The 18,048-nt window shown below is 33.1% G+C and carries 11 protein-coding genes; 2 read left to right on the plus strand and 9 right to left on the minus strand.

The features are described from left to right. Positions 1 to 11: 11 nt before the first annotated feature. The 9 genes from Q4512_RS12100 to Q4512_RS12140 all read right to left on the minus strand — a co-directional run bounded on the left by Q4512_RS12100 (position 12) and on the right by Q4512_RS12140 (position 14,638). Positions 12 to 4,583 carry a malectin domain-containing carbohydrate-binding protein gene (locus Q4512_RS12100; RefSeq protein ID WP_303424947.1) on the minus strand — a complete coding sequence of 1,524 codons (4,572 nt, stop codon included), beginning with the start codon at positions 4,581 to 4,583 and terminating at the stop codon, positions 12 to 14. 188 nt (positions 4,584 to 4,771) lie between these two features. Next, on the minus strand, positions 4,772 to 5,176 hold the full coding sequence (locus Q4512_RS12105; RefSeq protein ID WP_303424950.1) for a hypothetical protein: 405 nt from the start codon (positions 5,174 to 5,176) through the stop codon (positions 4,772 to 4,774). Positions 5,177 to 5,690: 514 nt separating this feature from the next. Beyond that, positions 5,691 to 9,044: a preprotein translocase subunit SecA gene (secA, locus tag Q4512_RS12110; RefSeq protein ID WP_303424951.1), complete on the minus strand. Its 3,354-nt coding sequence runs from the start codon at positions 9,042 to 9,044 to the stop codon at positions 5,691 to 5,693. Positions 9,045 to 9,317: 273 nt separating this feature from the next. After that, positions 9,318 to 9,539 carry a DUF2795 domain-containing protein gene (locus tag Q4512_RS12115; RefSeq protein ID WP_008272287.1) on the minus strand — a complete coding sequence of 74 codons (222 nt, stop codon included), beginning with the start codon at positions 9,537 to 9,539 and terminating at the stop codon, positions 9,318 to 9,320. A 154-nt stretch (positions 9,540 to 9,693) separates the two neighbouring features. Further along, positions 9,694 to 10,266: a cob(I)yrinic acid a,c-diamide adenosyltransferase gene (locus Q4512_RS12120; protein ID WP_303425016.1), complete on the minus strand. Its 573-nt coding sequence runs from the start codon at positions 10,264 to 10,266 to the stop codon at positions 9,694 to 9,696. Between the two features lie 283 nt (positions 10,267 to 10,549). Further along, positions 10,550 to 11,236 (minus strand): ABC transporter ATP-binding protein, encoded by a 687-nt coding sequence (locus Q4512_RS12125; RefSeq protein WP_303425020.1) that lies wholly within the window; start codon positions 11,234 to 11,236, stop codon positions 10,550 to 10,552. 103 nt (positions 11,237 to 11,339) lie between these two features. After that, entirely contained in the window at positions 11,340 to 12,113 is a 774-nt protein-coding gene (locus Q4512_RS12130; protein WP_303425023.1) for an O-methyltransferase, read from the minus strand. Positions 12,114 to 12,346: 233 nt separating this feature from the next. Then, positions 12,347 to 12,724, minus strand: a complete 378-nt coding sequence (locus tag Q4512_RS12135; protein ID WP_303425026.1) for a DUF2200 domain-containing protein — start codon at positions 12,722 to 12,724, stop codon at positions 12,347 to 12,349. Between the two features lie 51 nt (positions 12,725 to 12,775). Next, positions 12,776 to 14,638 carry an ABC-F family ATP-binding cassette domain-containing protein gene (locus Q4512_RS12140; RefSeq protein ID WP_303425029.1) on the minus strand — a complete coding sequence of 621 codons (1,863 nt, stop codon included), beginning with the start codon at positions 14,636 to 14,638 and terminating at the stop codon, positions 12,776 to 12,778. Positions 14,639 to 14,744: 106 nt separating this feature from the next. On the opposite strand from Q4512_RS12140, the gene Q4512_RS12145 reads away from it, so the two are divergent. Together Q4512_RS12145 and Q4512_RS12150 are read left to right on the plus strand one after the other, a co-directional pair. Continuing rightward, the gene (locus tag Q4512_RS12145; RefSeq protein ID WP_303425032.1) at positions 14,745 to 15,539 is read left to right on the plus strand and encodes a polysaccharide biosynthesis/export family protein; all 795 of its coding nucleotides are present in this window, start codon (positions 14,745 to 14,747) and stop codon (positions 15,537 to 15,539) included. Positions 15,540 to 15,542: 3 nt separating this feature from the next. Continuing rightward, a complete protein-coding gene (locus Q4512_RS12150) occupies positions 15,543 to 18,026 on the plus strand; it encodes a polysaccharide biosynthesis tyrosine autokinase (RefSeq protein ID WP_303425035.1) in 2,484 nt (827 codons plus the stop codon). Positions 18,027 to 18,048: the final 22 nt, after the last annotated feature.

Consider the following 18,048-nt stretch of genomic DNA (forward strand, 5'->3'; position numbering starts at 1 on the left):
ATTAGATTGTTTTAATCATTTTGTGTTTCTCCTGAAACACCATAGTTTCCAGAAAATATTCCAAAGTCAAAAAAGTTTATATTTAAATTGTTGTCAAAATCTGCTCGACTGTCATATCCTGATTGAGTAGAATTTAATCCATAAGTACTCGATAATATCCCAAAATCAAAAAAGTTAATCGCATTATCATTATTTGTATCTCCAGCTAATAATTGAGGAATCATTTCTGTTTGATTACCAATTACATTGATGGTAATTAGACGCTGTAAATACATTGCATGTTTTACTAATACTTTATAATTCCCAGGAAGAATTTCGGTACTTATAGTGATCGTTCCTGCTGCATTAGCCGTTTCGTTTAAGGTATGTATAGGAGTAACTAAATCATTAATATCATAAATAATAACCGAATAGTTTCCAGAATAATCTGTTCTTCCTTGAAGGGAAACATTTAAAAATAGGCTATATGTTGAAGTGACACTTACGGTTTGTTGGCAAGTTAGGGAATCATTGCCTGCTGCATCTGTTGCAGTCCATGTAATAGTTGTATCTCCTAAAGGAAAAGGGTCTGTTAATAATAAGGCATCACTTCTAATTCCAGAATATGTAATTGCTGCCGAGCAATTATCTGTTGCAGTAGGTTCTATAATGGTTAATGATATTTCTGTAGTCCCATTAGCTACAATTTCTTCCATGTTTTCTGGGCAAGTAATCATTGGAGCTTCAGTGTCCTCAAGAACTGTCCAAAGAAAAGTTTCAATAGCATCCATACTTCCAGGTTTCGATACCGTAACCGTCACTTGATGTATGCCATCACTATTTAATCCTCCAGTTGTAGCACTAGCATCAATGGTTCCAAAAATTAGCCCATTGGTTGGTTCTATTTGCAATCCACTTGGTTGTCCGCTAATGGCATAAGTAAAGTTTTCAGAAGTGCTTCCTCCATTTGCAATTGCAGAAAAGTCTGAAATTTCTAAGGCACAGCTAGTAATATCTGCAATAGGATCGATAATAATATCGGAAGCTTGTAAAGCTAGAATTTCAATAGCATTCACCATTGGATTTTCTAAATTTCTAAAAAACTCAATTTCTAGAATCCCATCTAATACGAGTACATTGTGTTGAATCATTCCAGCAATTCTATGACCAAATCTTGAGGAAACATCAATGTTTTCTAAAAAGCGTTGGTTTTCAATATCTACGCTAAAAAAGCGTTCCTCAGGATTAGAAGTTCCATTATATAAATTAGCAACATAAAAATTAACAATATAATCCCCATTAGGTACTGGAATAGAAAACACCATAGGGTTTGAGCTAGCACTAATACTACGTTGCGAGTTCATAACTGTTTCATAAGTAGTTTGGTCTATATATGATGGAATAGATGTGTCTTTATACGTATAATCTAGTGTTGAAATAGCATATCTAGATCCTGAAGAAACAGCATAAGATGTGCCTGTAAAAGTGCCATTAGTATTGTTAGCCTCCCAATCTGGACCAGAATCGCTTGCAGTGACTAAAGGACCTCCAGCATTAATTCGTACTATTGGCGAAAATGTATCTGTAATTTCTCCTGTAAGATTAACTTGAATAGGAGAGTTGTTCCCAGAATGTACAATTTGTAAAGTCGCATTTTTTACACCTAAAAGACTGTTTGATATAAAATGAATTGGCAAGTCTTCATTGGTTCCTGCGTTAATAGTTAATGGTAACGAAACATCGGTTGAAAACATAGCTGCATCTGTACCAGAAAAGTTAAGGGCTGTAATGGTTATAGGATCATCTGTAGGGCCTCCTTCATTACTAACATTAAGAGGTTTCGTTCTTAAAGAATTTATTGTAGGAGTTAATCCGAAATCTAAAGGGGTCGGATTGGAGGATAATATTCCGTTTTGGTTTTCGTAAACTTCTATATAATCCCAAGTTGCAGTAAATGGGTTTGAAGAACTACTTGTAGCATCTCTAGCGGTTGAAATCATTCCAATGGCTAATCCTTTGTTGTCTAAGGGATCTAAAAAGTTGGTAGGTAAAGATATTGGGCTTCCTAAAACAAGTAATGTTTGTCCATCATCTATAGAATAAAAAGGTTGTGCTGTATTTGCTGCAGGATCTATACTAAAGTATAAACCAACAGATCCAGCATTTAATATTCCAGGAACATCATAAGTATTGTTAGTTGTAACGACACCATTGTCTTCTAATAATACTTGTAATCCATGTACTGTATCGGCATTACTTGTTCCATTCATTAAAACAAGTTTTAAATAGTTGTCTTGGTCACCATTTCCAAAACTAATACCATAAGATTGAGAATCTATAGGCTGTGTTTGTGAGCCATTAATACCAAAAAAAGGCGATTCAATTTTAGAATGAATAGTAAAAGGAGTAGAGTTTGTATCTACATTTACGCCAAACTGAAAACCATTTTTCTGATTATTTGTTGTAGCATCTCCACCGGTAACTAAATCCACCGTGGCTTTACCCGCAGCACCTCCAAAAGACAAGTTGTCTTCTATGTATTGTGATAAGTAATCTGTTGTTCCAGAAGGGTCTAGTATTAAACCTGTAAAACCTAAACCAAAAAAGCCAGTTCCTGGATCATTATTCCAAAATGGATAATCTATAGGCAGACTTGTTGTTAAGCCGTTATTAGCATCTAGTGCAAATACATCATTGACATCTAAAATAGTATCATTGTCATCATCGGGATCGTTTAAATCGGAAATAAAGTCGCCATCATTATCATTTGGTTTACTTCCTTGTGAACAAATATTGGTTCCGTTATCAATTTCATCTTGATTCGAAAAGCCATCCCCATCATTGTCTGCAAGCGCATCGTATCCAGGTTCTCCGGGTTGTGTACAATCTAAGTCAGATGGTTCAAAAACAGTAATGTTATTTGCTCCATAAGTTGCAGCCCAAACTGTACCTGGAAAAATATCACTATCATTTTGCGCTGTAATGTCTAGTGGTAAAGCTCCAAAGCCACTAAAAATAACTTCTTGTTCTATTACATTATCTCCTGCAGCATTTAGTACATACCTGTTAATATCGCCATTAAAAGAAGCTGTTAGAATATTTCCTTGCATGACACCATTAAAGTTTGTCGCTGTATATTCTAATATACCATTAGTAGATGATGGTCTAACATCTAAAATATTATTTTTAGTACTTGCAATAGGTTCATCTACTAGATATTCAGCTAAACGAGGGTCATCTGGAAAGTCACCAATAGTAAAAGAAGAATTAAAATATCCCGAAGTTCCAGAAAGTAAAGATTGTAATGTATTTGTACTAGTAGCAACCCAGGAACCATTTATTTTTTCATAGGCAATTACTTCTGCTCTAGAAGGAAATGCATTAATAGGTATTGGATGGCCTCCATAATAAGTTTTATTGGCATCATTAGTAGTACCTACATAATGTAATGGGTCTCCAATTAAGCTACTCCCAGACTCATTCATTTCATTTTTTATATAATGATTTAGAGGGTCGAAAGTAATAGTGCTTTCGTCTCCAAGAAAATTGTTTGTAGCACTGTCGTATATTTTTGGAATACCACCCCAAAGCGAGTTTGGGCCATTATCTGAAGTGTAAATTCTTCCATTTTCGGTGACAACAACATCATAGGCATTTCTGAAACCTGGTGCAAACAGTTGAATTGGGCCTCCTGTTTCAGGAAAAGCTTGATTTAAACTATTGTTTCCGCCAAAAGGGTCGTTTATATCTATGGTTGCATCTCGTAATGGATGACCAACAGGATACGGGAAGTTTGCATGTGTCTTATCTATATCTAATCTTGTAGGATCGTTTAATGTTGGTAAATCATATACATAATCGGTATTGTTTCTTGGGTCTGTATAGGTTGGCATGGCATCTAATTGTGTAAGATTAACAATTAGCATGGAAGCAGATAAAAAGTATTCTGGAGTACCAGCAAAATTATTACTTGGTGCGCCTTTATTCGTATTTCCCCCTTGTACTATTAATAGATAAGTGTTTCCAGAACGCTCAAAAATATCTAATCCATTTATGGCGTGATTTTCTTCACAACGCGGCAAACCTCTAATTAAATCTACTTTATCCCACGAGGTACCATTCCATTCTAATTTTGAGAGTATTCCAGAATTGGTATCTAAATTGGTGTCACTACCAGCACCTCCACCTCCAAATAAAAAATCGGAAGAGGTAACATAAAGAATAGGATTTGTTGCAGTTCCAGCAGTTGCTATTCCTGTGATTAAGCGTTGCTGGGTTGTGTTTGAAATTCCAGAATCATCATGATTAACAATACCTGTTTGTATTGTTGTAATTTCTTCTGTATTTGTAATAGTGTAAGTCCCGTTTCCAGATGTAGCAGCATCTCTAATAATAGTATATGCCCAAATTTTACCATCTTGTTGTGCAATATACAGTCTATTGTCTGGACCAAACTCTAGTGAAGTTGGATTAAGTACAGATTCTCCAACTAATCCAGAAGCTCCAAAACTAATTGTTTGAGCTAGTATTTTTGAAGAAAAAAGGACTGCGGAAATTAAGATAAATAGCACAAAATTTCGCTTTAATGCAAGATAAAGCTTCATAATTTTTTTTCGTTTTTTATTAAGTGCTATTAATCGAAAAAAATATAAGAGTTTTTTGTTATTTCTAACAACGAAATAAATTTATGAAATATTGAATAGACTACGTTACATCCTGAAGTATATTCGTTGAAAAGGAATAAAATCGGTTGTTTTGTTTATGGGAAAAAATGTCAATTATAAAGAATTAATTATTCTTCATTTAACTTGTTAATAGCAGCTATTCTTCCAACAAAAAAAGCTGCAATTACAGTGATCATTCCTGTAACAACAGACCAAGTTGGGTGCGACATAGCAAAAGAACCTCCTATTGAACCTATAATAATAATTGCAGAAACAATATATGCAGGAATTAGTGAGGTTTCTGAAACAGCAGTGGAAGCGATCATACCTCCAATAATACCAAAAAAGTGAGCAATAATCACTAAAATCATTGCTCCAGTTGGGATCAAGTGCATATTTTGCTTAATGGATTCCGGATCCATAGGATTTGCTCCTTGTGGAAAGGTGAAAAATTGTGGTCCTAAAATATACAATAAAAACACTACTAATCCAGAAACAACTAGACCTACTGCTATGGCAAACAAATTCCTCATATCTTCAATTTTGGTTAGGTATTTTTAAAGATACAAAAAAATATTTGTTAAAAAATTAAAGATTTATAAGTTAGTGATTGATGTGTGTGCTTTTTATCACTAGTTGTGCCTAATTAAAAAATTCAGTTTCAGAAGATAATTCAGATTAATGATTGTATCAAATGATAGTATCACGAATGAAACCGCCATACGAAATAACAACTTCTATTTTAAAGTTAATAACTTCAATTTCGAAAAAAGTAAAGTATACTACTTACTTACTTACTTACTTACTTACTTACTTACTTACTTTTTGTTTTATGTTATTTACTATATGGCATTATTGAATTCTATTTCTCTGTTAACATTTTGCTTTTATGGATTTCATAGTTTTTTTAAAGGATAATATAAAGTCCAATACACACTATTTAATATAAAAAATCCTGATAGGTTAATATCAGGATTTTTTGTGTGCATTTAAAAATCTATAGACTAATAATAGTCATGTATTTGGTTTCTGTTTTTAAAACATTATTTATTCTTCAATTAAAACCCATTCGCCTTTAGCTATTAAAGGTTCTGCTTGTTTGTATTTTACGGTTTTATTTTCACCACTCATAACGTGTTTAATAGTAACCTTGTCGTTACGTCCAATTTTTGGTTTGTCGCGTACAATAGTTTCAACAACTTCTGGTTGACGTTGTGTGTTACTAGCTGCTCTATTTTGAGCAGAGCGTTCATCTAGGTTAGGAATTTCTTCTTTTTGTGTTTGTAAGTTTTCCTTTTTACGTGTTTCTTTTGCTTCTTGAATGTTAGATTCTTGGGTTGGCAATTCTCCTTTAAATAAGAAAGAAATCACATCTTTATTTACTTGATCGATAGTCGTTTTAAATAATTCGAAAGCTTCAAACTTATAAATTAATAATGGATCTTTTTGTTCATGTACCGCTAATTGAACCGATTGCTTTAACTCATCCATTTTACGTAAATGCGTTTTCCAAGCATCATCAATAATTGCTAGAGTAATGTTTTTTTCGAAATCTGTTATTAATTGTTTCCCTTTTGTTTCATAGGCTTTTTCAAGATCTGTAACTACTTGTAAAGATTTCACACCATCTGTAAATGGTACTACTATTCTTTTAAATTTATCGCGTTGCGTTTCGTATACATTTTTAATAATAGGAAAAGCAATTTCTGCATTGCGTTCCATTTTTGCTCTATAGTGTTCGAAAGCAGCTTTGTAAACTCTTTGCGCAATTTCTTGAACAGGAAGTTTTGTAAATTCAGCTTCGGTAATTGGAGAGCTCATAGAGAAGTAACGAATTAATTCAAATTCAAAATTCTTAAAATCACTAGCAGCTTTGTTTGTTTCTGTGATGTTTTCAGAAGTATCGTAAACCATATTGGCTAAATCTACACGTAGACGTTCGCCAAATAATGCGTGATGTCTACGTTTGTATACTACCTCACGTTGGGAATTCATGACATCATCATATTCTAATAAACGCTTACGAACCCCAAAGTTATTTTCTTCTACTTTTTTCTGTGCTCTTTCAATAGATTTAGAAATCATAGAATGCTGAATCACTTCCCCTTCTTGTAATCCCATTCTATCCATCATTTTAGCAATACGTTCACTACCAAAAAGACGCATCAAATTATCTTCTAACGAAACATAAAATTGAGAGCTACCAACATCTCCTTGACGACCAGCACGACCACGTAATTGTCTGTCTACACGACGAGAATCATGACGTTCTGTACCAATAATAGCTAAACCGCCAGCAGCTTTAACTTCGTCACTTAATTTAATATCTGTCCCACGACCAGCCATGTTAGTAGCAATGGTTACTTGACCAGATCTTCCAGCTTCGTCTACTATTTCTGCTTCTTTTTTATGCTGTTTTGCATTTAATACGTTATGAGGCACTTTTCTAATAGAAAGCATTTTTCCTAAAAGCTCCGAAATTTCTACGTTAGTAGTACCAATTAAAACAGGTCTTCCAGCTTCGGATAGCTTGGTTACTTCATCGATTACAGAATTGTATTTTTCACGTTTCGTTTTGAATACTAAATCTTGTCTATCATCACGTGCTATTGGTTTGTTTGTCGGAATTTCTACAACATCTAATTTGTAAATTTCCCAGAACTCTCCAGCTTCTGTTACAGCAGTACCTGTCATACCAGAAAGTTTTCGGTACATTCTAAAGTAATTTTGTAGTGTTACTGTAGCAAAGGTTTGTGTAGCATCTTCAATTTTTACATTTTCTTTAGCTTCGATTGCTTGGTGTAAACCGTCAGAATAACGACGACCATCCATAATACGACCAGTTTGCTCGTCTACAATCATTACTTTATTATCCATTACTACATATTGCACATCTTTTTCAAAAAGCGCATATGCTTTAAGTAATTGGTTTAGGGTATGTATACGTTCGGATTTGATTCCGAAATCGCGAAATAGTTCTTCTTTTTCTTCTGCTTCCGCTTCTTTACTTAATCCTTTTGCTTCAATTTTTGCAATTTCAATACCAATTTCTGGCATTACAAAAAAGTCTGGATTATCTTTTCCAGAAAGGTATTCAATACCTTTATCTGTAAGTTCTATTTGATTGTTTTTTTCTTCAATTACATAGTACAATTCCGCATCAATTTTAGGCATTTCGCGATTGTTGTCTTGCATGTAAAAGTTTTCTGTTTTTTGAAGTAGTTGTTTTACTCCTTCTTCACTTAAAAACTTAATTAATGCTTTATTTTTGGGAATACCTCTATACACTCGAAGTAATTGAAAGCCTCCTTCTTTTTCATCACCAGAAGCGATTAGTTTTTTTGCTTCGGCTAAAACGCCTGTTAAATATTTTCGTTGTACCGAAACAATGTCATCTACTTTAGGTTTTAAGGCATCAAACTCATGTTGATCTCCTTTTGGTATTGGACCAGAAATAATTAATGGTGTTCTTGCATCATCTACTAAAACCGAATCGACCTCATCGACAATGGCATAATGATGTGGACGTTGCACTAAATCATCTGGATTGTGTGCCATATTATCACGTAAGTAATCGAAACCAAACTCATTGTTTGTACCATAGGTAATGTCTGCATTGTATGCTTTTTTACGCGCTGCAGAATTAGGTTTGTGATAATCTACACAATCTACACTCATACCATGGAACTCGAATATTGGAGCCATCCATGCGCTATCCCTTTTTGCTAGATAATCGTTTACTGTTACTAAATGTACACCACGACCAGCTAAAGCATTAAGATATACAGGTAGTGTTGCTACCAGTGTTTTACCTTCTCCTGTATGCATTTCTGCAATTTTACCTTGGTGCATTGCAATACCTCCAATTAATTGCACATCATAATGAATCATGTCCCAAGTAATAGGTTTACCTGCAGCGTCCCAAGAGTTTGCCCAAGTTGCATTATCTCCTTCTAAAGTTACATAATCATGCTCTCCCGAAATTAGTCTGTCAAACTCATTAGCGGTAACTGTTATAGAAGTATTGTTTGTAAAACGTTTTGCAGTTTCTTTTACTACAGCGAAAGCTTCTGGTAAGATATCGTTTAAAACGTCTTCAGTAATTTTATAGACATCATCTTTTATAGCATCGACTTCTAGGTAGATATCTTCACGTTTGTCAATATCTTCTTCTTTTTCGGCTGCTTCTATAAGTGCGTCTATCTTGTCTTGAAGTGGTTTACGCGCTTCGGCTATTTTTTCTTTAAAGAAAGTAGTTTTTGCTCTAAGTTCATCGTGAGATAAAGCTTCTAAAGCTGTTTCGAAGGTTTTAATTTTATTTACTAAAGGTGTTATGGCTTTTACATCTTGTTTAGACTTGTCGCCAACAAACACTTTTAATACAGAATTTAAAAAACTCATGTGTGGTATGTTTTTTACTTAAGCGACCTCTCGATTGTACTTGAGGTAACAATAAGTTTTTGATTGTTAATGTGTATTTTTTTTTGAAAAAATTAAAGAAATAAAAAAGCTTCTCGTTTTACGAGGATTACAATTTTAGATTGTTGCCTAAAAGCAAAGCCTTTAGGAATCTTTAATTAATATTCAAAGATACGTTATGTTGTTATTTTATTTTAATTATAGCCAATAAAAAAAGCCTCGATAAGAGACTTTTTTATTGGTAATTTTTTGATATTAATACTCGTCCTCATTCCAGAGGTAATCTTCATCTGTTGGATAGTCAGGCCAGATTTCTTCGATGGAGTCGTATGAATCTCCTTCATCTTCAATTGCTTGTAAGTTTTCAACAACTTCTAAAGGCGCTCCTGTTCTGATTGCGTAATCTATAAGTTCGTCCTTTGTTGCTGGCCAAGGTGCATCACTTAAATAGGATGCTAATTCTAATGTCCAATACATTTCTAAATAATTTTATTTTTGCAAAAATAAATTTTTAGTTTAAATAGTCAAGAAAAAAGTGGATTATTTTTTCAATAATTAAAAGAACGTCTACTTTACTGAAACTACTTGATACTAAAGTATTTTGCAGTGTTACTAATTGCAGGTTGTAAAATTATTGCTTTTCAGGAATCCATTTTACTTCGTCTGCCTGTAAATCATAAGACAACTTTCGTGCCAAGACAAAAAGATAGTCGGATAACCTGTTTAAGTACATTAAAGTAGTAGGTTCTATGGTTTCTATATCGTTTAAAGCCGTTGCTAAACGCTCTGCACGTCTACAAACACATCGTGCTATGTGACAGAATGACACGGTTTGGTGACCACCTGGAAGCACAAAGTGCGTCATTTGTGGTAATGCTTCATTCATGCTATCCATTTCTTTTTCTAGAAGTTCGATGTTTTGAGAAGAGATTTTAGGAATATTAAGTCGTTCTTTTCCATTTTTAAGGATGGCCTTTTCTGGATCTGTTGCTAAAACTGCTCCAACTGTAAAAAGGCGATCTTGTATATGTATAAGCACTTCTTTGTATTTGGTGTTTATTTCTTGGTCTCTAATTAATCCAATATGCGAGTTAAGCTCGTCTACAGTGCCATAGCTTTCTATACGAATATGGTGTTTTGGGACTCTTGTGCCCCCAAAAAGCGCTGTGGTGCCTTTATCTCCTGTTTTTGTATATACTTTCATTTTTATAATTGTAAAAGTTTGAAAGTTGAAAGTTAAAAGTTAAAAAGGAGAAGGCAAAAGTTATGTGGTTAAAAAGTTATAAAGTTAATACTTTTGAGGCATCGTGAATTTTAAACGATAACATCAAGCAAAAATATGGTCTATTTATTTGCTATTAAAAAATAACAGTAAGTTGGTGTGTGATAAGGATTGTAATGGTTGCTTTTGGTTTTTTACCAAAAGCAAATTACCCTAATAAAAAAAAATTGACAAGCGCTAAAGAACAATATTCTAAAAGCTAAAACTATCTATTTCTAGTATCGCTTTCTATAAGTCCGTCACGTAAACGAATTACTCGATGTGCATGATCTGCAATTTCTTCTTCGTGCGTAACCATGATTACGGTGTTTCCAGCTTTGTGGATTTCGTCAAATAAGCCCATAATTTCTTCTCCAGTTTTAGAGTCTAGATTTCCTGTAGGCTCATCGGCAAGAATAATGGAAGGCTTATTTACTAATGCTCTACCAACTGCTACACGTTGGCGTTGTCCACCAGAAAGTTGGTTTGGTCTATGGTCCATTCTATCTGCAAGACCAACATTGTCAAGAACTTCGGCAGCACGTGCATGACGCACAGATTTAGATGCTCCTGCATATACCATAGGAAGCGCAACGTTGTCTAATGCTGTAGTACGAGGTAAAAGGTTGAAGGTTTGAAATACGAAGCCTATTTCTTTATTTCTAATATCGGCAAGTTCATCATCACTCATTTTACTAACGTCTTGACCGTTTAGTAAATAGTTTCCTGCTGTTGGTGTGTCTAGGCATCCTAAAAGATTCATGAGTGTAGATTTACCAGAACCTGAAGGTCCCATGATTGCTACATAATCTCCACGTTCTATGTTTAAATCTATTCCTTTTAAAACGTGAACTATTTCTGTTCCTAGTTTAAAATCGCGAATAATATTTTTTATTTCTATAACGTTACTCATAAATTTAAGGTGTAAAATTTTAAGTTATAAGTGCCTTAGTTTGTAAAGGTATTGCAAGGTACATATTTCTAATATAAAGTAAGACGCTAAATAGCTTACGATGTTACAATCTAATTGTAAAATGTTCTTTTTCTTGTTCTTTTCGGAAAAATACAAATCCCCAAAAAAAGGTATCAATAGTTACAGTTACTTTAGGATGCTTTTGGATTAGGCTCCAAGCTTTTGTCATTTGTTGGGACCAATGAATATCATCAAAAATAATGACCGAATCATTATGAACGTTATGAAGTAAGGTTTTAAAGTAATTTAAAGTGGCTTCTTCTTGATGATTTCCATCTATATAGATAAGATCGAATTTTTGATTTTTTATAGCGGTTAATTCGGTTTTAAAATCATTGATTTTTAAGTCTATGTTTTTAATATGAAATGCTTCAAATTGTTGTTTTGCTATTTTACCTGTTTCTGGGCAACCCTCTATAGTTATAATGTTTCCGTTTTTATTTCCTAAACTTAAAGCAGTGGTTGCTAAACCTAAAGAAGTGCCTAATTCAAGGCTGTTTTTTGTTTGAAAATAATTTGCGATTCGGTAGAGTAACTGTGCTCTTTTTTTTGTTATACCTGCCGTTTTTGCGATTTTTGAAACTTGCCTTTGGTTGGTTTTAAAAATGCGACTTCCTGCACCAAAATCGGTTACAGATATTATAGTGTTGTTTTGATAGAGTTTTTCTCTGTGTTGGCTTAAAGTTCTGTAATCTTCTAATTTTGCTTTGTTATACAAGCATTTGGTTACCAAATTATACACAAAAGGAGAATGTACACCATGTTGGTTGGTGGATTTTTTTAAGAATTTTAGGTATTGTTTGGCTTGGTATAGCATTGTTTAGATGAAAAGGTAATAAGACAAAAGGCAAAAGTAGTGAGGTGAAAGTTATGTGGCAAAAGTTATTTTGGGTAATTGGATTGTTGTTCCTAGTGAGTAGTTTTTTAGCGGTGTGTTGTTGGGTGAAAAGTTTAAGGTGTGCTTGTATTTTTTTTATATGATTTTTAGGCAGGCTCGAAAGGATTATGTTTTTAAGAAAAGGATTTTGCTTTCGACTATGTTGGTTTAAGTTATTTCTTTTCTTCTCTTAAAATTTTCTCCATTTTACGGCCTTTAGCTAGCTCGTCGATAAGCTTTTCCATACGACGGCATTGTTTGTAAGTGTAAAATTCATCTTCAATTTCTTCAATGCGATAGCCACAAACCACTCCTTTAATCAGGTGGGCGTTAGGATGAATTGTCGCTTTTTGAAAAAAGGTTCTAAAAGTTACTTTCTCTTCTAAAAGTGTTTCTAACTCTTTATTGTTAAATCCAGTAAGCCATTCTATTACTTGATTTAATTCTTCTTTTGTTCTACCATTTTTCTCTAACCTATTTAAGTAAAGCGGATAAATGGTTGTAAATATCATATTAGCAACTTTTTCGTTTTTTTCAGTTGTAACTTTCATTCTTCATTGATTTAGGATTACTTGGTACTAAGTTAATAAATTACAAAAAAGTTATTCTTCCATTTTTTCCATAAGTTCAAACCATCGTTCTTCTTTGGTTTCCATTTCTGTAATAATATTTTGTAGTTTATCGGAAAGCTCTGTAATCTTTTCTTGTGTAAGTGTTTCGTCTAAAAATTTAGCTTCTAATTCTTTTTTATCGAATTCTAAAGATTTTAATTTGCTTTCAATGTTTTTATATTCTTTTTGTTCGTTGTACGATAGTTTTGTGTTACTATCTTTTTTCCAAGATTTCTTTTCTTTTTTATCTTCTGTATTTTCTGTTATTGCTGGTTGACTGTCTTCGTACGCTCTATAATCGCTATAGTTTCCTGGAAAATCTTCTACAACACCTTCTCCTCTAAAAACAAAAAGGTGGTCTACAATTTTATCCATAAAATATCTGTCGTGCGAAACCACAATTAAGCAACCAGGGAAATCTAATAAAAAACTTTCAAGAACATTAAGCGTTACAATGTCTAAATCGTTAGTAGGTTCATCTAAAATTAAAAAGTTTGGATTTTGAATTAGTACAGTACATAAGTATAGTCTTTTGCGTTCGCCACCGCTTAATTTTTCGACAAAATCATATTGTTTTTTTCTGTCGAATAGAAAACGTTCTAAAAGTTGTTGTGCACTTATTTGTCTTCCTTTTTTAAGAGGAATATAATCTCCAAATTCGCGAACTACATCAATAACTTTTTGGTCTGGTTTTACATCTATTCCGCTTTGGGTGTAATAGCCAAATTTCACGGTTTCACCGATGGTAATTTTACCAGAATCTGGTTGTATTGTTTGTGTTAGTATGTTCAGGAATGTAGATTTTCCTGTTCCGTTTTTACCAATAATTCCTGCACGCTCTCCTTTTTGAAAGTTGTATTCAAATTGATTGAGAATAGTTTTGTTTTTAAAGGATTTTGATATTTTGTGAAGCTCAATAATTTTGCTTCCAAGCCGTTCCATATTTAGCTCTAGCTGCATTTCATGGTCGTTTCTGCGTTGGTGTGCTCTGTGTTTTATTTCGGTAAAATCGTCTATTCTAGATTTCGATTTTGTAGTTCTTGCCTTTGGCTGTCTTCGCATCCAGGTAAGTTCTTTTTTATAGAGTTGTTTTGCTTTCCCAGTTTCTACGGTTTCTATGTTTATACGTTCCTCTCTTTTTTCAAGATAGTACGAATAGTTTCCTTTATATGAAAATAATTCGCCTTGGTCTAATTCTATAATTTCATTGCAAACACGTTCTAAAAAATAACGATCGTGCGTCACCATAAAAAGGGTGATGTTTTCTTTAGCAAAAAAGGTTTCTAGCCACTCAATCATTTCTAAATCTAAATGGTTGGTAGGCTCATCTAAAATAAGTAAATCGGGTTTGTTAATTAATGCATTGGCTAAAGAAAGCCGTTTTTTTTGTCCACCAGAAAGCGCGTTTACTTTTTGGTTTAGGTCTTCTAGATTTAGTTTAAAAAGTATTTGTTTGTATTGCGTTTCAAAATCCCAAGCATTATGCCTGTCCATGTTTTCAAAAGCTTTTTGATATGCTTCGGTATCTTCTGGATTTAATAGCGCTTCTTCATAAGCTTTAATGACTTTTAAAATTTCATTATCCGAACTAAAAATAGTTTCTTCAATGCTAAGGTTTTGGTCTAAATTAGGTTCTTGAGGTAAAAAGGAAACGACAATATCTTTTCTGAAAATTACTTGACCAGCATCTGGCTCATCCAGTTTCGCTAAAATATTTAGAATGGACGTTTTTCCGGTACCGTTTTTAGCTACAAATGCTACTTTTTGATCTTTATGAATACTAAATGAAATGTCTTGGAAGAGTGTTAATTCTCCATACGATTTCGATATGTTTTCTACGTTTAGGTAATTCAAATTTTGTGTTTTTTACAAATAACGTACAAAAAACCAAAAAAAGTTCTATAAGTTTTTATATTCCTATTGAAAACTTATATTTGTTACGTAACATTAAACTTCAAAAATGAAGAAATTATTTTTCGCTCTTTCTTTTATTCTTACTGTATTTGCTAGCTCTTGTATTCCTCATAAAGATACGTTATACATACAAGAAAAGGAATCTACCATAGATTCATTACAAACTATAGTAGAAAAGCAAAAACCATATCGTATTCAAATTAACGACATACTAAATATTCGGGTAAAAGCTTTAGATCAAGAAAACGTACAGATCTTTAACCCAATAGGGGAAGCCGATTTAAATGCTGGTAGTGTTGAACGCTCTTATTTTGATGGTTTTACTGTAGATGTACATGGTAATATACGAATTCCTACTTTAGGTAAAATGAATGTTTTAGGGTATACTACAGAAGAGATAGAGCAAATGATCGAAGAGAAGTTATTAGCAGAAGAATTTAAAGAAACGGCTAATATTTTTGTGACCGTAAAACTTACCGGTTTAAAATATGTAACTACGGGAGAAATAGGGAGTACGGGTACTAAAGTGTTATTTCAAGAACGTGTTAATATTCTAGAAGCAATTGCTAATTCTGGTGATATACCTGTAACTGGAGACAAGAAAGATGTTTTAATAATTAGGCAATATCCACAAGGACAAAAAATTCATCATCTTGACTTAACAGATATAAACGTTATGGATTCTCCTTATTATTATATTCAACCCAATGATATGATTTATGTAAAACCATTAAAACAGAAAGCTTGGGGTACTGGAACCAATGTATTGCAAAATATAGGAGCAGTTGCCACTGTTTTATCATTAATTACAACTACCGTTTTATTATTTCAACGTATATAAGTTATGGCCTACAACGAATTTGATGATATAGAAAATTTAGAATCTAATCATGTTGCTTTTGACTTTAAAGGCTTCCTGTTTAAAGTTATTAATTTATGGAAGTTTGTTCTTCTTTGTATTGGTGCTGCATTAATTATAGCGTATTTACTTAATGTTAGAAAGCAAAATGTTTATAAGTTAGATTCTTTAATAAGTGTAGAAAATGATCAAAACCCTTTTTTTACTGCCAATACTAGTATTTCTTTTAACTGGGGAGGAGTTTCTGGTAAGATGGGGAAAACGATTACGACATTGCAAACTAGGACACATAATGAAAAGGTAGTAGATTCCCTTCAGTTTTATATGGATTACTTAGTAGAAGGGAAGTATCGAAAAATTGATATTTACAAACAGGCACCTTTTTTTGTAGCATTAGACCTCACTAAGCCTCAAGCACATGGTAGATACATAGGTGTGCGTTTTGTTAGTGATACAGCATTTGAAATTTTCACAGAGTTTGAAGGAACTTCAGCAAGAGGGCAACGTTATGATACTAAGGAGTTTGTTTCTATAACAACACCTTCTGGCTCTTTTACAAAGCAATACGCTATAGGAGAACCTATTGCATTGCCTTTTTTTAGTGGAACGATTCTGCTTAGAAAAGATAGAAAAGTTAAACCTCAAACCGAATTTTATATCTTGTTTAAGAATTTTGATGCAGTAGTGAATTCTTATAAAAGCCGTGTAGGAGTTGGAGCTTTTAATAAAACCAATTCTCCAGTTTTAAGACTTTCACTAGCAGGAACTAATAAAGCAAAAATTGTAGATTATTTAAATACTACAGCAGCCATTTTAAGTAGAACCGAGTTAGAGCGTAAAAACTTATATGCAACCAATACTATTAAGTTTATTGATAGTAGTTTAGCTGAAGTAGATACTAGTTTGAAGGATTTTACAAAAGAAATGAATGCCTTTAGAAAAAAAAATAGGGTGTTTGATGTTGGAGCAGAAATGACCGATATCTCGTCTAGATTAAAAGGTTTTGAAAGCCAAAAAGAGGTAGAACAAACAAAACTTAATTATTTAAATAGACTAGAAACTTATTTAAGAACCAAAACAGACTACACCAATATAGCAGCTCCTACTTCGGTGGGAATTTCTGAAGGGAATATTTTAAGCAGTGTTGGTAAAATCACCAATTTAGCGATAGAAAGAAGGAGTTTAGAATATACCACTCGTGAGGAATCGGAAATATTTAAAAATATTGACAGGCAAATCGATGCCGAAAAAAATGTATTGTTAGAAACTATAAAGTCTACTATTAGTACTATTAATACTCAACTGAATACCATTAATAGGAATATTGCTAATATGGATGCAAAGTTGAGTGGGCTTCCAGAAGATCAACAAGAGTACTTGAAAATTCAACGAAAATTAGACATTAGCCAAGAAGCTTACGATGTGTATATGAACAAACGTAGTGAAGCAGCTATTGTTAAAGCAGCTAATATTTCGGATATCACAATAGTAGATGAGGCAAAAGATATTGGAGGAGGAAAGATAGGACCAAATAAGTCTTTAAATTATATGATGGGCCTTATGTTAGGTTTCTTTATTCCTTTATTTCTAATTTTCATTATTTTTCTTTTAGATAATACCATACACGGGTCAGATGAGGTAGAACAATTATCAAGTATTCCAATTCTTGGGTTAATAGGTAAATATAAATATCATAATAATTTAGTAGTTTTCGAAAAACCTAAATCGGCTGTTGCCGAGTCTTTTAGAGCTATACGTTCTAGTTTGCAGTTTTTTTACAAAAATAAGCTAAAGGATGAAAAAGAAGGAGGTAAGACTATAATGGTTACCTCATCGGTGAGTGGGGAAGGAAAAACTTTTTGTTCTATAAATATTGCTACGGTATATGCATTGTCTGGAAAGAAAACTATTTTATTAGGATTAGATTTACGGAAACCAAAAATATTTGATGATTTTAATTTGACTAATGAAGTCGGAATAGTAAATTATTTTATAGGGGATAGTACTTTTGATGAAGTGGTTAACAATACCAATATCGAAAATTTAGATGTAGTTACCTCAGGGCCAATACCGCCAAATCCTTCAGAGCTTTTAATGAGTGATAAAATGGCGCCATTGATTCAAGAACTAAGAAAGAAGTATGACATGATTGTACTCGATACACCTCCTTTAGGTTTAGTAACCGATGCTTTAGAATTGGTACAATATGCAGATGCTTCTATTTTTATGGTACGTTTAGACTATACTAAAAAAGGGATGTTGCAATTAATTAATGCAAAATATAGAGCAGGAGAAGTCAAGAATATTAGTATTGTACTTAACTTTTACAAACATAAAACCAACCATAATTATGGATATGGTTATGGCTATGGTTACGGCTATGGTTACGGGGTTTACGGAAATGCCTACCATGAAGACTCTAATAAGTCATTATTTAAAAAAGTTAAAGCATTTATTAAAAGTATTTAATATATTCGTTACCGCTATTAAT

Origin of the sequence: Oceanihabitans sp. 2_MG-2023 (assembly GCF_030547245.1) — a bacterium.
In the GTDB taxonomy this organism is placed as follows: Bacteria; Bacteroidota; Bacteroidia; order Flavobacteriales; family Flavobacteriaceae; genus Oceanihabitans.

What these genes read in the sequence shown, in the direction of transcription:
- Q4512_RS12100 (WP_303424947.1), bottom strand. Translation starts at nt 4,583, where the DNA reads ATGAAGCTTTATCTTGCATTAAAGCGAAATTTTGTGCTATTTATCTTA.
- Q4512_RS12105 (WP_303424950.1), bottom strand. Translation starts at nt 5,176, where the DNA reads ATGAGGAATTTGTTTGCCATAGCAGTAGGTCTAGTTGTTTCTGGATTA.
- secA (WP_303424951.1), bottom strand. Translation starts at nt 9,044, where the DNA reads ATGAGTTTTTTAAATTCTGTATTAAAAGTGTTTGTTGGCGACAAGTCT.
- Q4512_RS12115 (WP_008272287.1), bottom strand. Translation starts at nt 9,539, where the DNA reads ATGTATTGGACATTAGAATTAGCATCCTATTTAAGTGATGCACCTTGG.
- Q4512_RS12120 (WP_303425016.1), bottom strand. Translation starts at nt 10,266, where the DNA reads ATGAAAGTATATACAAAAACAGGAGATAAAGGCACCACAGCGCTTTTT.
- Q4512_RS12125 (WP_303425020.1), bottom strand. Translation starts at nt 11,236, where the DNA reads ATGAGTAACGTTATAGAAATAAAAAATATTATTCGCGATTTTAAACTA.
- Q4512_RS12130 (WP_303425023.1), bottom strand. Translation starts at nt 12,113, where the DNA reads ATGCTATACCAAGCCAAACAATACCTAAAATTCTTAAAAAAATCCACC.
- Q4512_RS12135 (WP_303425026.1), bottom strand. Translation starts at nt 12,724, where the DNA reads ATGAAAGTTACAACTGAAAAAAACGAAAAAGTTGCTAATATGATATTT.
- Q4512_RS12145 (WP_303425032.1), top strand. Translation starts at nt 14,745, where the DNA reads ATGAAGAAATTATTTTTCGCTCTTTCTTTTATTCTTACTGTATTTGCT.
- Q4512_RS12150 (WP_303425035.1), top strand. Translation starts at nt 15,543, where the DNA reads ATGGCCTACAACGAATTTGATGATATAGAAAATTTAGAATCTAATCAT.